A 17,358-nucleotide genomic window follows, 5' to 3' on the forward strand; every position below is an offset into this window, starting at 1 on the left:
ATGCCCGGGACCTTGCGCACCGTGGCGGCCCTCGCAGGCCTGGCCGCCACGGCACCGCTCGACCTCGCGGCCGTCGCCGTCGTGGCGGCCTGGGGCGGCCGGCCCGCGACGAAGCCGTCTCCGCACCCCCGCACGGTGCTGCTCACCGGCGGCAAGATGACCAAGGCACTGCAGCTCGCCCGGTCGTTCCACCTCGCGGGGCACCGCGTCGTGCTGGTCGAGTCTGCCCGGTACCGCTGGACCGGACACCGGTTCTCGCGAGCGGTCGACGCCTTCCACGTCGTCCCCGACCCCGACGACCCGGGTTACGCCCACGCACTGCTCGACGTCGTGCTCCACGAGCAGGTCGACGTCCTCGTGCCGGTCGCGAGCCCGGCGGCGAGCATCCACGACGCCGACGCGCGACAGGTGCTCGACGGGTACTGCGAGGTGCTGCACGGCGACGGTGACGTCGTCCGTCTGCTCGACGACAAGTCGCAGTTCTCCGAGTACGCGGCATCGCTGGGCCTCCGCGTGCCCGACTGGCTCCGCGTCACCGATCCGCGCCAGGTCGAGGAGTTCGAGTTCCTGCCCGGACGCGAGTACATCCTGAAGCGCATCGCGTACGACCCGGTCGGGCGGATGGACCTCACCCGGCTGACCGCCGAGACGCCCGAGCGCAACAGCGCCACCGCACGCAGTCGTGGCATCAGCGAGGACGACCCGTTCATCCTGCAGGAGTTCATCGCAGGTCGTGAGTACTGCACGCACGGCACGGTGCGGGACGGCCACCTGCAGGTGTACGGCTGCTGCGAGTCGTCGGCGTTCCAGGTCAACTACGAGATGGTCGACCACCCGGGCATCCGCGCATGGGTAACGGAGTTCGTGGGCGCCCTCGGCGTCAGCGGACAGCTGTCGTTCGACTTCATCGAGTCGGCGCGGGACGGCGAGGTCTACGCGATCGAGTGCAACCCGCGGACCCACTCGGCGATCACGATGTTCCACGACCACCCGGACGTCGCGGCGGCGTACCTCGACGACGGGCACCCGGTCATCGAGCCGCTCGCCGGGTCGCGGCCGACGTACTGGACGTACCACGAGGCATGGCGGCTGCTCACCGAACCAGCACGCGCCGAACGGCTCCGCACGATCTGGTCCGGCAAGGACGCGATCCTCACCGGCTGGGACCCGATGCCCTACCTGCTGGTCCACCACCTCCAGATCCCGTCGCTGCTGGTCGACAGCCTCCGCCGGCGCGCGACGTGGTCACGCATCGACTTCAACATCGGCAAGCTCGTCGAGGACGGTGGCGACTGATGTCCGCGTCCCTGTCCGTCCTCGTGCTCGCCGGCTCTCCCGTCGACGAGTTCCACGGCGACCTCTCGCGGGTCTACGCATCGGGCTTCCTCTCGGCCATGTCCGGCACCTCTCACCGGTTCCAGGTCGCCTGGGTCGATCCGGGAGGAGACTGGCGCTTCCCGGACGGGCTCGAGCCGGCCGACGTCGCGGCGGCGCCGGCCGTCCCGGTCGCCGAGGCCGTCCGCACCATGGCCGAGGGAGGCTTCGACGTCATGGTGCCGCAGATGTTCTGCCTGCCGGGCATGACCACCTACCGGAGCCTGTTCGACCTGATCGGCATCCCGTACGTCGGCAACGGGCCCGATCTCATGGCGCTGACGGCGGACAAGAGCCGCGCTCGCGCGATCGTCTCCGCCGCAGGGGTCGACGTGCCGAGGGGTGTCGTCGTCCGTCGTGGCGATCCGGTCGACACGGACCTGCTCCCCGCCGTCGTCAAGCCGCTGGACGCCGACAACTCGGCGGGCGTCACGCTCGTGCCCGACGCGGCCGACCTCGACCGGGCGGTCGCCGGAGCCCTGCAGCACTCGGACGCTGCGCTGGTCGAGTCGTTCGTGCCGCTCGGGCGGGAGGTGCGCTGCGGCATCCTCGTCCGCGACGGTGAGCTCGTCTGCCTGCCGCTCGAGGAGTACGCGGTCGACGACATCCGCACGCCCGCCGACAAGCTCGACCGCACCGACGACGGCGACCTCTACCTGGTCGCGAAGGAGCGGACGCGCGCCTGGATCGTGCCGGTGGACGATCCGCTGACCGAGCGCGTGTGGGCGGCTGCCCGGGCGTGCCACGAGGCGCTCGGCTGCCGGCACTACAGCCTCTTCGACTTCCGGATCGATCCCGAGGGCGTGCCGTTCTTCCTCGAGGCGAGCCTCTACTGCTCGTACTCGCCGTCGAGCGTCGTGGCCGTCATGGCTGCGGCCGCCGGGATCGACGTCGTGGACCTGTTCGACATCGCCTTGAAGGAGCTGCTGTGAGAATCGAACCCCTCGCCCCGGTCGGCGCGCGTGTCACGAACCTGGACATCGCGTGGTCCGACACGTCCGGCCTGCCGGCCGTGCTCGCCGAGCACGGCGTCGTCGTGCTGCCCGACCAGGAGGTCGACGACGCGACGTTCGTGGGCTTCCTCGAGTCGTTCGGACGGCTGACGTTCACCGAGGGCGAGACGCCGGTGCCCGGCTTCCCGGATCTCAACATCATCAGCAACGTCGGCCGGACGACCCCGCCGAAGTCGTCGTTCCACGTCGACACGACCTACGTGACGTCGCCGCCGGCGTACACGGCACTCCTCGCCGTGCAGGTGCCCGAGGTCGGCGGGCAGACCGTGTTCTCGAACCAGTACACGGCGTTCGAGACCCTTCCGGACGACGTCAAGAACGACCTCGCCGGGCGGACCATGACCCATCGCGTCACCGGCGTGGACTCCGACCAGGACTCGTCGGCGAAGCACCCCCTGCTCGCAGTGCACCCGATCTCCGGCCGGACCGCGCTGTTCGTGACGACACCTGCGCGCTGCGCCGGCATCAGCGGGATGTCGGAGTCGGATGCCGTCGACCTCGTCCAGTACCTGGTCGACCACTCGACGACCGAGGCCAACCTGCTGCGTCACGCTTGGTCGCCCGGCGACGTCGTGATGTGGGACAACCGCTGCGTCATGCACCGGGCCGACCACGACGGCGTCGTCGGGGACCGGGTCATGCACCGGGGCATGGTCAGCCCGTGGTGATGACGCAGTCGCTCTGCGTGTAGATGCTGGCCGACGCGAACGCGGCATACGAATCGGTCGCCTCGAAGCCCCGGATGTAGGCCCGCGCGCCGGCACCACTCCTGCTCCCGTATTCCGTGCGCGGCTCGAGGCGGAGACCGCTCGCCCGGTCATCGGCGACCGGCACGAGGCCGAACTTCTCGACGGTCGTGTCGAACGCGTCGGCCAGTGCGTCGTCCGGCAGTCGTGCACCCTCCTGCACGGAGTACGAGTTCTCCCGCTGCCATCCCGGCTGCTCGTCACACGGCCGGATCGTGCTCGCGGACGTCCACGCCACGTCGGACGCGAAGACCTTCTTGAGCGACTCGTCGAGGGCGTCCTGCCTGGCCGTCACGTCGGCGGGCAGCGACGACGGCTTCGGGCCGTTGACCTCGACGGACGTGAGCTGGGGTCTCTCGTCGCCGGCGTCATCGTCGTCGTCCTGCGTCAGCATGATGAACAGCGCGGCGAGGCCGATCACCAGGGCAAGCAGCACGCCCAGGATCACCAGCGCCGTCCTCACGGGGTGCTTGACCGACTTCGGAACCACACCGGGGAATGCCTCGGCGATGTCGGCGTCGCCGTAGAGACCACCGACGTGGACGCCCAGCACGAACGCGATCGAGTCGAGCTGGTCGACGCCCCACTGTCGCGAGTCGAGTCGCGTGTGCGCCGTGGGAGTCCAGAGCACGAGGTTGGCGGTGAACGAGGTCACGCCGTACCCGAGGTACTGGAACGCCGCAGCGCGCATCTCGTCGTCCACGTGCAGCGTGGCGGTCCTTCCGCGCCAGCTTCGAGCCCTGACCACACGGTCGGCCGGGTCGAGCGTCACCGTCTTCACCAACATCGTCAGCACGATCACCCCGCACAGCCCGACGAGCACGGCGGCGAACAGCAGCACCCACTTGCCCTCAGCACCGCCGAAGTAGGCACCGGCCGGCAGACCGATGACGAGGATCGCGAGGTAGAGCTTGCGCCACGCGTCGAACTCGGACCAGAACGTCTTGAGCGTGGGCCGCAGGACGAGGGGCGGCAAGGCGGAGGTCGCTGTGCCGGCGAACGCCCGCTTGTAGGCGAGCAGGTTCAGGTGGTGCGCGCAGACCAGCTCGTCCGGGGTGCACCCGCACTCCGTCGTGGACGGCTGGCCAGTCAGGCCCGACATCCGTGTCAGGCCTTGCCGGTGAGGCGAGCCCACAAGGAGGGCTTCGGGGGCGCGTGCCCCAGGTTGCGGGCGCGGATCTCCCGGTGCGCGGTGTCCGGCAGGTCGCGGTGCCGCGGCAGTGCACCGATCTCGTAGAACCCGTCGATGTTCTGGAAGGCCGCTTCGGCAGCGGCGGTGCGCTCGGCAACCACCGCCCGCACCTCAGGGTTCGGGTGGTCGGCGAACGGACGGATCAGGTCGAGGTGGGACTCGAACACCGCCCGGGCCTCGTCGCGCGTCATGTACTGGTCGTACTTCGGCAGGTCGTCCCCGTCGGGAAACTCCGGCCACTCGTTCTCGGTCACGGGCATCTCCTGTACGACGGACTGGTGGCGGTTCCGTGCCCATGATCATGACCGCCGAGCAGCAAGCGCAACTCGAATCTGTCGTCGTACGGTGCGAGATCTCTGCGAGAGAAGCACAGGGCGTCGGACCGTGTCGGTCATTCGCGGTGGAATGGCCCGAGCGGAGTGACACGATCGCCGAGTCCGCGCCACCCTCACCAGCTCAGCGGGCCCGCACTGTTGCTCACGACACCGGTCGGACCACCGGCAGCAAGAGTCGCCAACCGGACGATCTCCTCGGCACCCTCGCTCACGTCGTGCGCGCCGTTGCCGGCATTGAGGTCGGTGCGGGTGTAACCGGGGTCGGCGGCGTTGACGCGCATGCCGGGCAGGGCGCGGGAGTACTTGAGGGTCAGCATGTTGAGAGCGGTCTTCGACATCGCGTAGATCGGCGGGATGATCGTCCAGTCGAAGTAGTCGTTCTCGATCGTGTCGTGCAGCGACGACACCCCCGACGAGACGTTGACGATGCGGGCGTGGTCCGAGAGCTCGAGCAGGGGCACGAAGGCGTTGGTCACCCGCAGGACGCCGAGCACGTTGGTGTCGATGACCTGCTGGGCGTCGACGGCGGTCGTCTGCTCGAGCGGTGCGAACGTGCCGGTGATGCCGGCGTTGTTGACCAGCACGTCGAGCCGTCCGAACGTCGTGCGCACGTGCTCGGCCGCGGCGTCGACGCTGGCCTGGTCGGTGACGTCGAGCTGGACGAAGTCGACGCCCAGCCCGTCGGCGGCCGCCTGGCCGCGCTCGGGGTCTCGGGCGCCGATGACGACGGTGTGGCCCAGCTCGTGCAGGCTGCGGGCGGTCTCGCGGCCGAGACCCTTGTTGGCTCCGGTGATCAGGGTGATGGTGTCCATGCCCTCGACGCTAGGACGCGCGGGAGCACTGCGGAAGATGCCGTTGGTCGGTAGGACTGACAGCGCCACCCTCCCGACCGTCGCCCGCGAGGGGCAGACTGGACGGATGTCCGTCGACCAGCGAGCCGCCGATCGCGCCCAGCCACCCGGCTTCGGCGCGCTGCTGCGCGAGTGGCGCGACCGCAGCGCCCCCGTGCCGGGCCGCACGGGCACCCGCTCGCGCCGCTCCCCCGGCCTGCGCCGCGAAGAGCTCGCGATCATGGCCGGTATCTCGGTCGACTACCTGGTGCAGCTCGAGCAGGGCCGCGCCGCCAATCCATCCGGCTCCGTCGTCGCGGCACTGGTGCGCGCCATGGGTCTCAAGCGCGCTGACGCCGCTGTGCTGCACCAGTCGGCGGGGCTCGCCGCGCCCGCCTCCGCGGTCGACCGCGAGGTGCCCCCCGGCGTCGAGCGCCTGCTGGCCAGGGCGGACGGCTGGCCGGCCGCGGTCTACGCCGCCGACTGGTGGCTGCTGCGCTGGAACCCGGCCTGGGCCGCCCTCTTCGGCGACCCCCTCCGGCTCGACGGCTGGTCGCGCAACCAGGCCTACTTCGAAATGACCGAAGACACGTCCGACGTGTGGCTCGACCCGCTCCAGCGCGAGCAGTTCCGCGATGCTCTCGTCGCCGACCTCCGCCTGGCCCACCTCGCGCACCCCGGCGACCCCGAGCTCGACGACCTCGTCGCGGCGCTGCACGACACCGGCGACGAATTCACCGAGCGCTGGCGCAGCGCACGACCCGCGGTTTACGCAGGCGCACGCAAGCACATCGACCACCCCGTCGTCGGCCCCATGACCTTGGACGGCGACGTGTTCGTGCCCGCCGGCTCGGACGTCCGCCTGATCGTCTACACGGCCGAGCCGAGATCCGACGACGAGTCCCGGCTCCGTTCGCTCGATCAGTAGCCTCGCTGCCATGTTCCTGCGAGCCGCCCACGACACGTCCGCGGGTACATGGATCACCAGCAGCGACTGGCCTTGGAGCCGGATCGTCGCGTTCGGCGCCCAGGGCCTCGACGCCTAGGCTGGACGGATGGACCCCGACGACGTCGCCGAGCTCGGCCGCCGCATGCGCGCGGCCGTCGTCGAGGAGCAACCCCGTCGACGCTGGACACTCCCGGCCGTCGCCGTGCTGGTCATCGTGATCGTGCTGCTGGGCGCATCGTTGCTGTAAACGCCCAGCACGCGCGACGTGAGCGCCCACAGGTCCATCCGAACCGCCCGGCCCCGCTCACACCAGGGTGAACGCCACTCCGCTGACCGTGACCTCGCGGGCGTCGGGCAAGACACCCTCGGCGACCTGCACCTCGCAACCGGTCATCATCTTGACGTCGCCCTCGACGAAGCGGGCCGTGCGGGCGCCGATCGAGACCTGCAGCACGCCGTCGACCGTCTCGACCGGGACGTCGAAGAGCGTCGACCACTTCTGGGCCAGCGCCGACGGATCGGGGTTGCTGATCTCGACCGCGAGGACGTCGTCGATCACGGGGTTCTCGGACACGTCGGCCTCGACGTCGTCCCAGAACCACTGCTCGGCCTCGGGGATCTCGTCGAGCTCGACCAGGATGCCCAGGTCGCCCGGGTGCAGCTGCACGATGCGACGGTCGTAGACCACGATGTCCTCGATCGTGCGCGCGCCGATCGACTCGGCACGCTCCATGAACGGCCCCAGCGCGGGCACCTGGATGGCCAGGCCGTAGCCGCCACCGCCGCCGACCTTCTCGCACCACTTCGCGATCGGCGCCTCGGGCGTCAGCGCGCCCACCAGCTCGAGGTGCGACTCGCCTCCGACGCGGAAGGTCTCGTCGTCCATGTTGATGCCCTCGAGCAGGGGGTCAGCGAAGCCCCTGGCCAGGCCGAAGGCCTCGCGCATCTGCTGGCCTGCCTTCTCCATGTCACCGGCGCCGATGATGACCTGGCGAATGATGGGGAACGTTCCGTGCTTCATCCGATGCTCCTGTCGTGTCCTGCCCAGTGCGGAGCGCGCAGCTCGCGCTTGAGCACCTTCCCGGACGGGTTCCGGGGCAGCTGGTGGATCACCTGCACGGCCGTGGGGCACTTGTAGTGCGCCAGCCGTTCGCGGGTGAAGGCGATGAGCTCGTCGCCGTCGACGGTCTGGCCGGCCTTGGGCACGACCACCGCCAGCGGCGTCTCGCCCCACCGCTCGGACGGCACGCCGATGACGGCGACCTCCTGCACGGCCGGGTGCGCCATGATCGCGTTCTCGACCTCGGCGGGGTAGATGTTCTCGCCGCCGCTCATGAGCAGGTCCTTGATGCGGTCCTTGAGGAACACGTAGCCCTCGGCGTCCATGTAGCCGGCGTCGCCGGTGCGGAACCAGCCGCCGGGCCAGAACGCGGCCGCGGTGGCCTCGGGGTTGCGCCAGTAGGCCGTGGTGACGCCGGGGCCCCGCGTGACGACCTCGCCGACCTCGCCGGTCGCGCACTCCGCGCCGGTGTCGGGGTCGAAGATCGCGACCTCGAGACCGGGCACGGCGCGTCCGGCCGAGCGCAGCTTGCTGTCGGGTCCGACGACGTGGTCCTCGGGACGCAGGAAGGTCGTGACGCCGACGGTCTCGGTGAGGCCGTAGCTCTGCGACAGCTGGGCGCCGAACGTCTTCTGCGCCCCGAGCATGACCGTCTCGGAGATCGGCGACCCGCCGTAGACGACGTGCTCGACGCTGGAGTAGTCGGCCGCCGACGCCTCGGGGCTCGTGATGAACAGCTGCATCACGGTCGGCACCATGATCACGTGGGTGGCCTTGAAGCCCACCAGCTGGCCCAGCATGTTCTGGGGCGTGACCTCGGTGAACTGCACGATCCGCCCGCCCGCGGCCAGGGCGATGAGCGACCAGCCCCCGGCCGCGATGTGGTAGTACGGCGTCGGCACCAGGCTCACCGAGGCCGGCGAGACGTCGAACAGCGCACCGAACGCGTCGACCGCCCACAGGAAGCCGCCGACCGTCGTGGTGACTCCCTTGGGCCGCCCCGTCGTGCCGGACGAGTACATCATCGACGCCAGCGCGTCGCCGCCCAGGTCGCGGCGCGGGTCGTCGCCTGGCTGCGAGGCCGCCCACTGCTCGTAGGCCTGCCAGCCGGCCGGCACCGACGGATCACCCTCCTGCGAGAACACGAGCCGCAGGCCGCGCCACTCGGCGGGCACCAGCGACGTCAGGTGGTCCTCGACCAGGATCGCCGACGGATCGGCGTCGCCGAGGATCCAGCCGATCTCCTCGGCCGACAGCCGGAAGTTGAGGGGGACGATGACGACGCCGGCCTTGGCCGCGGCGAAGAACAGCTCCCAGTACTCGGTCGCGTTGCGCGCCAGGTACGCCACGCGGTCGCCGACGCCCAGCCCGGCGGCGACCAGCCCGCTCGCGACGGCGTCCGACCGCGACGACAGCTCGCCGTACGTCGTCGTGCGTCCCTCGCCCACGATCGCGGGGACGTCGGCGAAGTCGGCGCCGTTCGTGCGGATGACGTCCGCCAAGGTCGTGCGCGTGGCGGCGGGGACGGGGGTGGTGGTCATCGGTCTTCCTCTCCAGCGGTCGTGCGGTCGGACCGACCGACGATGGTGATGTCGTGGCCCGTGAGGACCTCGTGGCACTGGTCGCAGCGGAACGTCGCCTCGAACGGCTCGCCGCACGCACGGTGGTGCTGCACGATCGCCGGCCCCTCGGGCGCCCGGAACCACTCCTGCCCCCACTGCAGCGATGCCGCGATGACCGGGTAGAACGCGCGGCCCTTCTCGGTCAGCCGGTACTCGGCCCAGTCGGGACGCTGCGCGTTCTGCGTGGCCACCAGCACGTCGATCGCGACGAACGCCCGCAGGCGCTCGGCCACGAGCGTCGGCGGTGCGCCCAGGTTGGCCTCGAAGTCGGAGAAGCGGGTCACGCCGCGGAAGGCCGCCCCGAGCAGGGCCGACGCCCAGCGGTTGCCGAAGACCATCATCGTCTCGGGGAACAGACCCGCCGACGACCGCGCCGCGTCGGAGTCCGACCGTCGACGCGTCACCGACTCCGGCACCGACCGCTCCCACGAGCCGCTCGGCCCCCAGTCGCCGTCGATGTCCTTGGCCTCGACGGGCTTGCCGCACGCGCCGCACGACAGCACCGGCGCGAAGTCGTGGCCGCACGCCTCGTGGTGCATCGTCGGCAGGTGCTCGGCGTGCTCGGCCACCCAGCGCCGTTCCCACTCCCAGATCGCGAGCATGAACGGCCACAGCGCGCGGCTGCGGTCGGTCACGACGTACTCGGCCCGCAGGGGGTTGGTCTGGTAGATGTGCCGGCGCAGCAGGCCCTCACGCACCAGCAGGTTGAGCCGGCTCGTCAGCACCGAGTTGGAGATCGGCAGTGCTGCCATGAGCTGCCCGAACCGCCCGACGCCCTGCAACGCCTGCTGGACGATGAGCAGCGTCCACTCGTCGCCGAGCAGCCCGAGCGTCCGGCCGATCGCGTTGGTCGCGCCCGGCTCGAGCTCGGTGGGTCGGGTCTCCCGCTCGGAGGAGACGTCGGGGACGTCGATGGCTACAGCCCCACCGCGTCCGCGGCCGTGTCGGCGGTCTGCCAGCGCCGCAGGTCGGCACCCGGCGCCCACGTGGAGTGGGTGCCGCTGGAGATGCGCTCGGGCAGCCTCAGCTTGCACACCGGGCCGTCGCCGACGCGGGCCGCGTCGAAGATCACGGCGTACGAGGCGTCGTCGTTCATGTCGGTGGTCAGCGTGATGAGGTAGCCGTCGTCCTCGGCGGTGCTGCCGACGCGCGGGGCCATCGCGGTCTCGCTGCCGTAGACGCCGTCACCGAAGGAGTAGCGCTCCTCGGTGCCGTCCTCGAGGTCGTGCTTGACCAGGCCGTCGAACAGGAACCACGACGGCTTGCCGGTGGCGGCGTACGCGTAGCGGTACTTCTGACCGGCGTGGGAGCCGTTCATCATGCCGAACTCGGTGATCGAGTCGCTGAGCTGCTCCTCCTTGACCTGACCGGTGACCAGGTTGAGGCGCCAGCGGTGCAGCCGCGACTGCATGCGGTCGAGGGCGAGGAAGCGGAACGCCCGCTGCCAGTGGTTGCCCATGCCGTTGTCGGCGGGCTCGGGATCGCCCTGGAAGAAGCCGTCGACGACGATCTCGTCGCCCTCCTCGTACGCGTTGACGAAGTGCAGCACGTACGTCGACTCGGCCTCGAACCACCGGATGTCGGACGTCTGTCCCTTGCGCGGGATGACCGCGAAGCGCAGCGGGGTCTCGGGGTGGAAGCGCGCGATGTGGGCGTCTGCCTTGAGCGCCTCGGGGTCCCAGTAGAGCGGGCAGTCGTTGAGGATCGCGTAGTTCTCGGTGAACGCCATGTCGTGCGGCAGGCGCGGTCCGGGCAGCGGGACGTCGATGTAGTGCGACAGGTCGTTGTTGGCGTCGACGACGCCGTAGTGCATGTACGGCGCCTCCTTGCTGTAGTTGAAGAACAGCATCTCGCCGGTGCGGTCGTCGACCTTGGGGTGCGCCGAGACGCCCCACTCGAACGGGAACTTGCCGTTCCACGTCTCCTTGCCCATCGTCTCGGCCGACATCGGGTCGATGCGGTACATGTCGCCGCACTGGTAGAACGTCGACAGCGCCTGGCCGCGGTGCACGATGACATCGGTGCTCGACGCGTCCTTCATGCGGGTGCGCGCGCCCCAGCCCTCGTCGCGCTTCGAGCTCGACGGACGCTCGGCGAGCCCGGCCCACAACGCCTGACCGGCCTCCTGCTCGGCCAGGAAGCCGTCGGTGCGGATGAAGCGGTTGCGGTAGAAGGCCTTGCCGTCGCGGAAGCCGACCACGTGGATCATGCCGTCGCCGTCGAACGGGTGGTAGTTCTTCAGCGACGGGTGCACGGGGTTCTCGGTGTTGCGCAGGTAGACGCCGTCGAGGTCGGTCGGGATCTCGCCCTCGACGACCTGCAGGTCGTCGGCCTTCCACTCGGTCGTCTGCGGCTGCCAGGGCCCGGTGCGGTAGGGGTGGTCGTCGTCCGCGGGCAGCGTCGACAACAGTCTTCCGACGACTTCAACGTCCATGGGTGGTCTCCTGGTGCTCTGCTGGGGCTGTGCTGAAGGGACTGTGCTGGAGAGGGTGGGTGGTCAGGCGGCGGGCGCCGCGCCGACCACGAGGCTGACGGTCGTGGCGGTGCTGCCGCCGAAGTTGAGCGTGCCGAAGGTCGAGGCACCCTCGACCTGGTAGTCGCCCGCGGTGCCGCTGACCTGCTTGGAGGCGTCGAGCAGCATCCGGACGCCGCTGGCCCCGACGGGGTGGCCTCCGCCGATGAGCCCGCCGCTGGGATTGATCGGCAGCGTGCCGCCCATCTCGATCTCGCCGTTCTCGATCGCCTTCCACGACTCCCCCGGGCCGGTCAGCCCGATGTGGTCGATCGCGACGTACTCGCTCGGCGTGAAGCAGTCGTGCGTCTCGAGACCGTCGAGGTCGTCGAGCGTGACCTCGGCACGGCCGAAGGCGTCGAGCACGGCCTGGCGCAGGTGCGGCAGGACGTAGGGGTTGCCGCGGTCGCGCTCGATCTTCTGGTCGAGCCCGAGGCCGACCGTGCGGTGGCCCCAGCCGAGCACCTGGGCCAGCGGGGTCACCGCGGCGCCGGGGTGGTCGCGCAGCCACGTGTCGTTGACGAGGACGACGCCGGCGCCGCCGTCGGTCACCTGGCTGCAGTCGAAGCGCCGCATGCGTCCCTCGACGACGGGGTTGATCGCGCCGTCGCGGCCCACGCCGCCGACGAGGTCGGGGATGTCCCACCCGCGCGTCTGGGCGTTGGGGTTGCGGCGGCCGTTGGCGAAGTTGATCTGGGCGATCGCCCGCAGGTGCACGTCGTCGAGGCCGTAGCGCTCGTCGTACTCGTCGGCGACCTCGCTGAACATGTGCGGCCACATGAACGTCGCGTCCTGCCCCTCGTGCCCCACCCACGCGGCGGCACCGAGGTGGGCGGCGGCCTGGTCGCCGCTGACGGTCTTCTCCAGCTCGATGCCCACGACCAGCGCGCTGTCGTAGTTGCCGGCGCGTAGATCGGCCATCGCGGCGAGCACCGCGATGCTGCCCGACGCGCAGGCGGCCTCGTGGCGCGAGGAGGGCAGGCCCCACAGGTCGTCGCGGACGGTGGCGGGCATCGCGCCGAGCTGCCCCTGCCCCGCGAACAGCTGGCCGAAGGCGTTGGCGACGTGCACGACGCCGATGTCGGAGCCGTCGACCGACGAGCTCTCGAGGGTGTGGTCGACGACCTCGGACGTGAGGTCGGCGAAGTCCTTGCCCTCGCGGGTCAGGTTGCGGGCGAAGTCGCTCTGGTACCCGCCGAGCACCCAGATGTTCTCGCTCATCGCTGCTCTCCTGATCGTCGTGGGGGTTGCGTAGGTCACACGAAACGTACTACAACTAACAGAGTATCTCCACCAGCTGAATGAGGAAACCCCATGCCAGCACCGTCCGAAGCCTTCGTCCTCGACTACGTGCGCACGCCGCGCGGCAAGGCCAGCCGCAAGGGCTCGCTGTCGTCGCACTCGCCGCTCGACCTGGTCGTGCACCTGCAGAACGCCCTCGTCGAGCGCAACGGCCTCGACGTCGAGGCCATCGACGACGTCACGCTGGGCTGCGCCTCGCAGGTCGACGAGCAGGGCTCCAACATCGCCCGCACCGCCGCGCTGCTCGCCGGCTGGGGCGACAGCGTGCCCGGCGGGACGATCAACCGCTTCTGCGCCTCGGGAGTCGACGCCGTGGGCCAGACCGCCGCACGCATCCGTGCCGACGACCTGCGGCTGGCGGTCGCCGGTGGCGTCGAGAGCGTCTCGCGGGTGCCGATGTTCGTCGACCGCGGCCCCCTGTGGGCCGATGCCGAGATCATCCGGACGATCGGCTCGGTGCACATGGGCATCGCCGCCGACCTCAACGCCACGATGGACGGCTTCACCCGCGAGCAGCTCGACGCCTACGGGCTCGAGACTCAGCTCAAGGCGGCCAAGGCCCGCGCCGACGGGGCGTTCGCGCGCTCGCTCGTGCCGGTGCCCCCGAAGGGCGACGGTCCCGGGCTCGACCACGACGAGCTCGTCCGTCCCGACACGACCCTCGAGGGTCTCGCCGCGCTGCCTCCCGCCTTCGCCGAGCTGGGTGCGGGCGGGCAGGACGCCATCGCGCTCGGCGCACTGGCAGCGAGCCCCGGAGAGGGCGTGCCGTCCATCGACCACCTGCACACCGTCGGCACGTCGCCGGCGATGGCCGACGCGTCGGCCCTCCTGCTGCTCGGCAACGCCGAGGCGGCCGAGCGCGCGGGGCTGGCCCCGCGGGCCCGCATCATCGGATCGGCCTCGACGTCGGTCAACCCCGTCGTGATGCTGACCGCCGGGCAGAGCGCCGTCGAGCAGGTCATCGCCCGCGCCGGGCTCACCGCGAACGACATCGACGTCTTCGAGTTCGCCGAGGCCTTCTCGGCGCTGTGCATGCGGTTCCGCCGCGACCTCGACGCCGGCCCCGACCGCATGAACCCCAACGGCGGCACGATGGCGATGGGCCACGCCTTCGGCGCGACCGGCGCGATCCTCGTCGGCAGCTGCGTCGAGGAGCTCGAGCGCCGCGACGGACGCTACGGCGTCGCCGCGGTCAGCGGCGCCGCCGGGCTGGGCGTCGCGGTGCTGGTCGAGCGGATCGCGTCATGAGCGAGCGCCAGCGAGCGAATCAACAGATCATCATGTCGCCGCTCTCGTACCGTTGCTCTCCTGCGGGAGTGGCGTCATGAGCGAGCGCCTGGACGGGCAGGTCGCGATCGTCACGGGAGGCGGCAAGGGGCTCGGGCGCACCTTCGCCCTGCACCTGGCCTCGCTCGGGGCGGCCGTCGTGGTCAACAACCGCCACCGCGTCGTGGACGCCGACGGCCGCAGTGCGTCCGACCACGTCGTCGACGAGATCGTCGCCGCCGGCGGACGTGCCGTGGCCGACCACGGCGACGTGTCCGACCCTGCGACGTCGGAGGCGCTGGTCGCCGCCGCGCTCGACACGTGGGGCAGGCTCGACATCTGCGTCACGAGCGCTGCCGTCAGCGCGCCGCAGATGTTCCACAGCACCACGGCCGAGAACTTCGCCCAGGTCATGGCGATCAACGTGACGGGGACGGCGCTGGTCGCCGGTGCCGCGATGCGCGTGATGCGCGCGGCCGGCCACGGACGCATCGTCATGGTCGCGTCGACCGCGGGCCTGCACGGCGAGCCGACGGTGTCGGCGTACGCCGCCAGCAAGGGCGCCGTCATCGCGCTGGGCCGCACCGCTGCCGCCGAGGGTGCCCGGCGCGGCGTGCTCACCAACGTCCTGCTCCCCTACGCGACCACGCAGATGACCGAGCAGAACATGGACCCCCGCTTCGCCGCGTCGATGCGCGCCGAGCTCGTCGCGCCCGTGGTCGGCGCACTGGTCGACCCGGCGTCGACCCTCAACGGCCAGGTCGTCGTCGCCGCCGGGGCGGGGCTCCGGGTGGCCGATGCCGTCGAGGGCGGCACCGTCCTGCTGCCCGACTCACCGACCCTGACGGGCGCCCAGCTCGCCGAGCTGCTCGGCCGCAGCCGATCGGGCCCCTTCCACACGTACGAGCACGCGCAAGAAGCCTTCCAGGACTTCGCCGCCGAGCTCGCCTGATCCTCCTCCTCTGCCACCCCTCACCCAAGGACCCTCCATGAACGACCTGCCCTGGGGCGACATCGCCCTCAACGTCGTCGCCGTCACCGCGGCGATCATCGTGTTCATCGGCCTGATCATGGCCGCAGCGATCAAGATCCAGAACCAGTCGATCATCGACATCTTCTGGGGCCCCGGCTTCGTCGTCGCAGCCGTCGTCTCGTACCTCGTCTCGTCCGGCTCCGGAGGCGACGACACGCGCCGCCTCGTCGTGCTGGCACTGACGTCGGTCTGGGGCCTGCGACTCGGTCTCTACATCGGCAACCGCAACCGGGGCCACGGCCAGGACAAGCGGTACACCGCCCTGATGCGGCACCAGCAGGGCTCGCTGATCGGCTTCCTGATCCGCAAGATCTACGGCCTCCAGGGCGGGCTCATGATCGTCATCTCGATCCCCGTGCAGCTCGCGATGTACGAGAGCGAGCCGCTGGGCGTCATCGGTGCGATCGGCATCGCGATCTGGCTGATCGGCTTCCTGTTCGAGGCCGTCGGCGACTGGCAGCTGGCCCGTTTCAAGGCCGACCCCGCCAACGCCGGCAAGGTCATGGACCGCGGCCTGTGGGCCTGGACCCGCCACCCCAACTACTTCGGCGACGCCGCGGTCTGGACCGGCCTGTTCGTCCTGGCGCTCGGCTCGGCCTGGGGCCTGCTGACGATCGTCTCGCCGATCATCATGACCAAGCTGCTCGTCAGCTTCAGCGGCAAGGCGCTGCTCGAGCGGGGCATGCGCCGCAGCAAGGGCGAGGCCTACGACGCCTACGTCGCCAAGACCAGCGGCTTCTTCCCGCTGCCCCCCAAGCGCCAGCCCTCCGGGGCCGGCACCGCGTCCTGATGCAGGGCCTGATCGGCCTGGCCGAGCTGTTCGACCTCGACCGCCAGGACGACGACACCTGGGTCGGTCGCACCGACGGCGTGCGCCTGCCCCAGCTGTTCGGCGGCCAGCTCGTCGCGCAGTCGGTCGTCGCGGCGGGTCACAGCGTTGACGACAAGGACGTCCACTCGGTCCACACGACGTTCCTGCGCGCGGGCGCGTCGGGCGTGCCCGTCACCCTCCGCGTCGAGCGGCTGCGGGACGGCCGGCAGATCTCGACCCGCGAGGTCAACGCGTGGCAGGGCGACCGGCTGCTGTGCCGGTCGGTCGTGTCGTGCGCCGCGCCGGCCGAGGGCCTGTCGCACAGCCGGCCCGCGCCGTCGACGCCCGACCCGGACGCATGCCCCGACATCCGCGAGGTCGCCGCCGCGGACGGCGGGCTGGGCGAGTTCTGGGACGACTTCGCCTCGATCGAGGTCCGTCTCGCGCCCGACGTTCCCGGCCCGATCGCCCATTCCGCGTCGCCGGCCAACGGCGTCTGGATGCGGTCGGTGCACCCGCTGCCCGACGACCCCGTCGTCCACCGCGCCGCCCTGGCCTACGCCAGCGACCTGATGCTCATGTCGACCGCGGTCACGCCCCACGGCCACGTGTCGGGCCACGAGCGCTCGCTGGCCCGCACCTGGAACGCCGTCTCGCTCGACCACGCCGTGTGGTTCCGCGGCACGCCCCGCGCCGACGGGTGGATGCTCTTCGAGCACACCACCCCGATGGCGCAGTCGGGGCGCGCCCTCATCGAGGCCGCGGTGTTCGACGAGCACCGTACGAGCCTCGGCCACGTCGCGCAGGAAGCGCTCGTCAAACCACTCTGACCCGCCCCACCACCACCCACGGAGGACCACCATGACCATCGACCACGACCACCCCAACGTCCAGCTGCTCGACCGCATCATCGCCGCCGCCGAGGCCGGAGACGCCTCGGACCTGTTCGACATCTACGCCGAGGACGCCCTCATCTGGCACAACACCGACGACCGCACGCAGGACGTCGCGCGCAACGCCAAGGTGCTCGAGGCGATGGACCGCTTCGTGACCGACCGCCGCTACACCGACCGCCGCGTGACGGCGTTCGACGGCGGTGCGGTGCAGCAGCACGTCCTGCGCGGCACCCGCCGGTCGACGGGCGAGCAGGTCGCGCTGCACGCGTGCGTCGTCATCGCGGTCCAGGACGGTCGCATCACCCGCCTGGACGAGTACTTCGACTCCGCCGAGGCGGCCCGCTTCGCCCCGTGACCCACTGCGTCGCGCGGGTATCGTCGCAAGCGCAGGCGCGACCGTCGAGACGGGCAGCCGCG

18 protein-coding genes are annotated in these 17,358 nt (G+C 70.8%); 10 read left to right on the top strand and 8 right to left on the bottom strand.

All coding sequences use genetic code 11. From position 1 onward, the window contains the following. From DX116_RS03940 to DX116_RS03950, 3 genes are read left to right on the top strand one after another with little or no spacing between them, the layout of a single operon-like run. The gene (locus tag DX116_RS03940; protein WP_119702874.1) at positions 1–1,296 is read left to right on the top strand and encodes an ATP-grasp domain-containing protein; all 1,296 of its coding nucleotides are present in this window, start codon (positions 1–3) and stop codon (positions 1,294–1,296) included. Then, a complete protein-coding gene (locus tag DX116_RS03945) occupies positions 1,296–2,306 on the top strand; it encodes a D-alanine--D-alanine ligase family protein (RefSeq protein WP_119702875.1) in 1,011 nt (336 codons plus the stop codon). The genes DX116_RS03940 and DX116_RS03945 overlap by 1 nt, the downstream gene beginning before the upstream one ends. Then, positions 2,303–3,055 (top strand): TauD/TfdA dioxygenase family protein, encoded by a 753-nt coding sequence (locus DX116_RS03950; RefSeq protein WP_119702876.1) that lies wholly within the window; start codon positions 2,303–2,305, stop codon positions 3,053–3,055. Before DX116_RS03945 ends, DX116_RS03950 begins: the two co-directional genes overlap by 4 nt. Here the strand turns inward: DX116_RS03950 and DX116_RS03955 are convergent. The 3 genes from DX116_RS03955 to DX116_RS03965 form a co-directional block, all read right to left on the bottom strand. Further along, entirely contained in the window at positions 3,042–4,235 is a 1,194-nt protein-coding gene (locus DX116_RS03955) for a hypothetical protein (protein WP_119702877.1), read from the bottom strand. The genes DX116_RS03950 and DX116_RS03955 overlap by 14 nt on opposite strands. A 5-nt stretch (positions 4,236–4,240) precedes the next feature. Next, complete coding sequence (locus DX116_RS03960) at positions 4,241–4,579, bottom strand: hypothetical protein (RefSeq protein WP_147393565.1); 339 nt, start codon at positions 4,577–4,579, stop codon at positions 4,241–4,243. 194 nt (positions 4,580–4,773) lie between these two features. Further along, a complete protein-coding gene (locus DX116_RS03965) occupies positions 4,774–5,472 on the bottom strand; it encodes an SDR family NAD(P)-dependent oxidoreductase (protein WP_119702879.1) in 699 nt (232 codons plus the stop codon). Between the two features lie 106 nt (positions 5,473–5,578). Between DX116_RS03965 and DX116_RS03970 the strand changes: the two genes are divergently transcribed. Together DX116_RS03970 and DX116_RS19840 are read left to right on the top strand one after the other, a co-directional pair. Then, a complete protein-coding gene (locus tag DX116_RS03970; RefSeq protein ID WP_119702880.1) occupies positions 5,579–6,418 on the top strand; it encodes a helix-turn-helix transcriptional regulator in 840 nt (279 codons plus the stop codon). 127 nt (positions 6,419–6,545) lie between these two features. Further along, a complete protein-coding gene (locus DX116_RS19840; RefSeq protein WP_158591886.1) occupies positions 6,546–6,686 on the top strand; it encodes a hypothetical protein in 141 nt (46 codons plus the stop codon). A 57-nt stretch (positions 6,687–6,743) separates the two neighbouring features. On the opposite strand, the gene DX116_RS03975 is transcribed toward DX116_RS19840, so the two are convergent. From DX116_RS03975 to DX116_RS03995, 5 genes are all read right to left on the bottom strand, one after another. After that, a complete protein-coding gene (locus tag DX116_RS03975) occupies positions 6,744–7,460 on the bottom strand; it encodes a VOC family protein (RefSeq protein ID WP_119702881.1) in 717 nt (238 codons plus the stop codon). Continuing rightward, positions 7,457–9,040 (bottom strand): long-chain-fatty-acid--CoA ligase, encoded by a 1,584-nt coding sequence (locus tag DX116_RS03980; RefSeq protein ID WP_119702882.1) that lies wholly within the window; start codon positions 9,038–9,040, stop codon positions 7,457–7,459. Before DX116_RS03980 ends, DX116_RS03975 begins: the two co-directional genes overlap by 4 nt. Continuing rightward, the gene (locus DX116_RS03985; RefSeq protein WP_233556556.1) at positions 9,037–10,107 is read right to left on the bottom strand and encodes a winged helix-turn-helix transcriptional regulator; all 1,071 of its coding nucleotides are present in this window, start codon (positions 10,105–10,107) and stop codon (positions 9,037–9,039) included. Before DX116_RS03985 ends, DX116_RS03980 begins: the two co-directional genes overlap by 4 nt. Further along, positions 10,038–11,555 (bottom strand): carotenoid oxygenase family protein, encoded by a 1,518-nt coding sequence (locus tag DX116_RS03990; protein WP_119702883.1) that lies wholly within the window; start codon positions 11,553–11,555, stop codon positions 10,038–10,040. Before DX116_RS03990 ends, DX116_RS03985 begins: the two co-directional genes overlap by 70 nt. A gap of 63 nt (positions 11,556–11,618) precedes the next feature. Beyond that, positions 11,619–12,854, bottom strand: a complete 1,236-nt coding sequence (locus DX116_RS03995) for an acetyl-CoA acetyltransferase (RefSeq protein ID WP_119702884.1) — start codon at positions 12,852–12,854, stop codon at positions 11,619–11,621. 93 nt (positions 12,855–12,947) lie between these two features. On the opposite strand from DX116_RS03995, the gene DX116_RS04000 reads away from it, so the two are divergent. The 5 genes from DX116_RS04000 (at position 12,948) to DX116_RS04020 (ending at position 17,296) form a co-directional block, all read left to right on the top strand. Beyond that, positions 12,948–14,183: an acetyl-CoA C-acyltransferase gene (locus DX116_RS04000; protein ID WP_119702885.1), complete on the top strand. Its 1,236-nt coding sequence runs from the start codon at positions 12,948–12,950 to the stop codon at positions 14,181–14,183. A 76-nt stretch (positions 14,184–14,259) separates the two neighbouring features. Then, positions 14,260–15,153, top strand: coding sequence for an SDR family NAD(P)-dependent oxidoreductase (locus DX116_RS04005; RefSeq protein WP_119702886.1), 894 nt, complete (start codon positions 14,260–14,262; stop codon positions 15,151–15,153). 37 nt (positions 15,154–15,190) lie between these two features. After that, a complete protein-coding gene (locus DX116_RS04010; RefSeq protein WP_119702887.1) occupies positions 15,191–16,024 on the top strand; it encodes a DUF1295 domain-containing protein in 834 nt (277 codons plus the stop codon). Then, entirely contained in the window at positions 16,024–16,875 is an 852-nt protein-coding gene (locus DX116_RS04015) for an acyl-CoA thioesterase (RefSeq protein ID WP_233556557.1), read from the top strand. The genes DX116_RS04010 and DX116_RS04015 overlap by 1 nt, the downstream gene beginning before the upstream one ends. Before the next feature lie 31 nt (positions 16,876–16,906). Next, positions 16,907–17,296, top strand: a complete 390-nt coding sequence (locus tag DX116_RS04020; RefSeq protein WP_119702888.1) for a nuclear transport factor 2 family protein — start codon at positions 16,907–16,909, stop codon at positions 17,294–17,296. The last annotated feature ends 62 nt before the right edge of the window (positions 17,297–17,358 follow it).

It is taken from the genome of Aeromicrobium endophyticum (genome assembly GCF_003586285.1).
Taxonomy (GTDB): domain Bacteria; phylum Actinomycetota; class Actinomycetes; order Propionibacteriales; family Nocardioidaceae; genus Aeromicrobium; species Aeromicrobium endophyticum.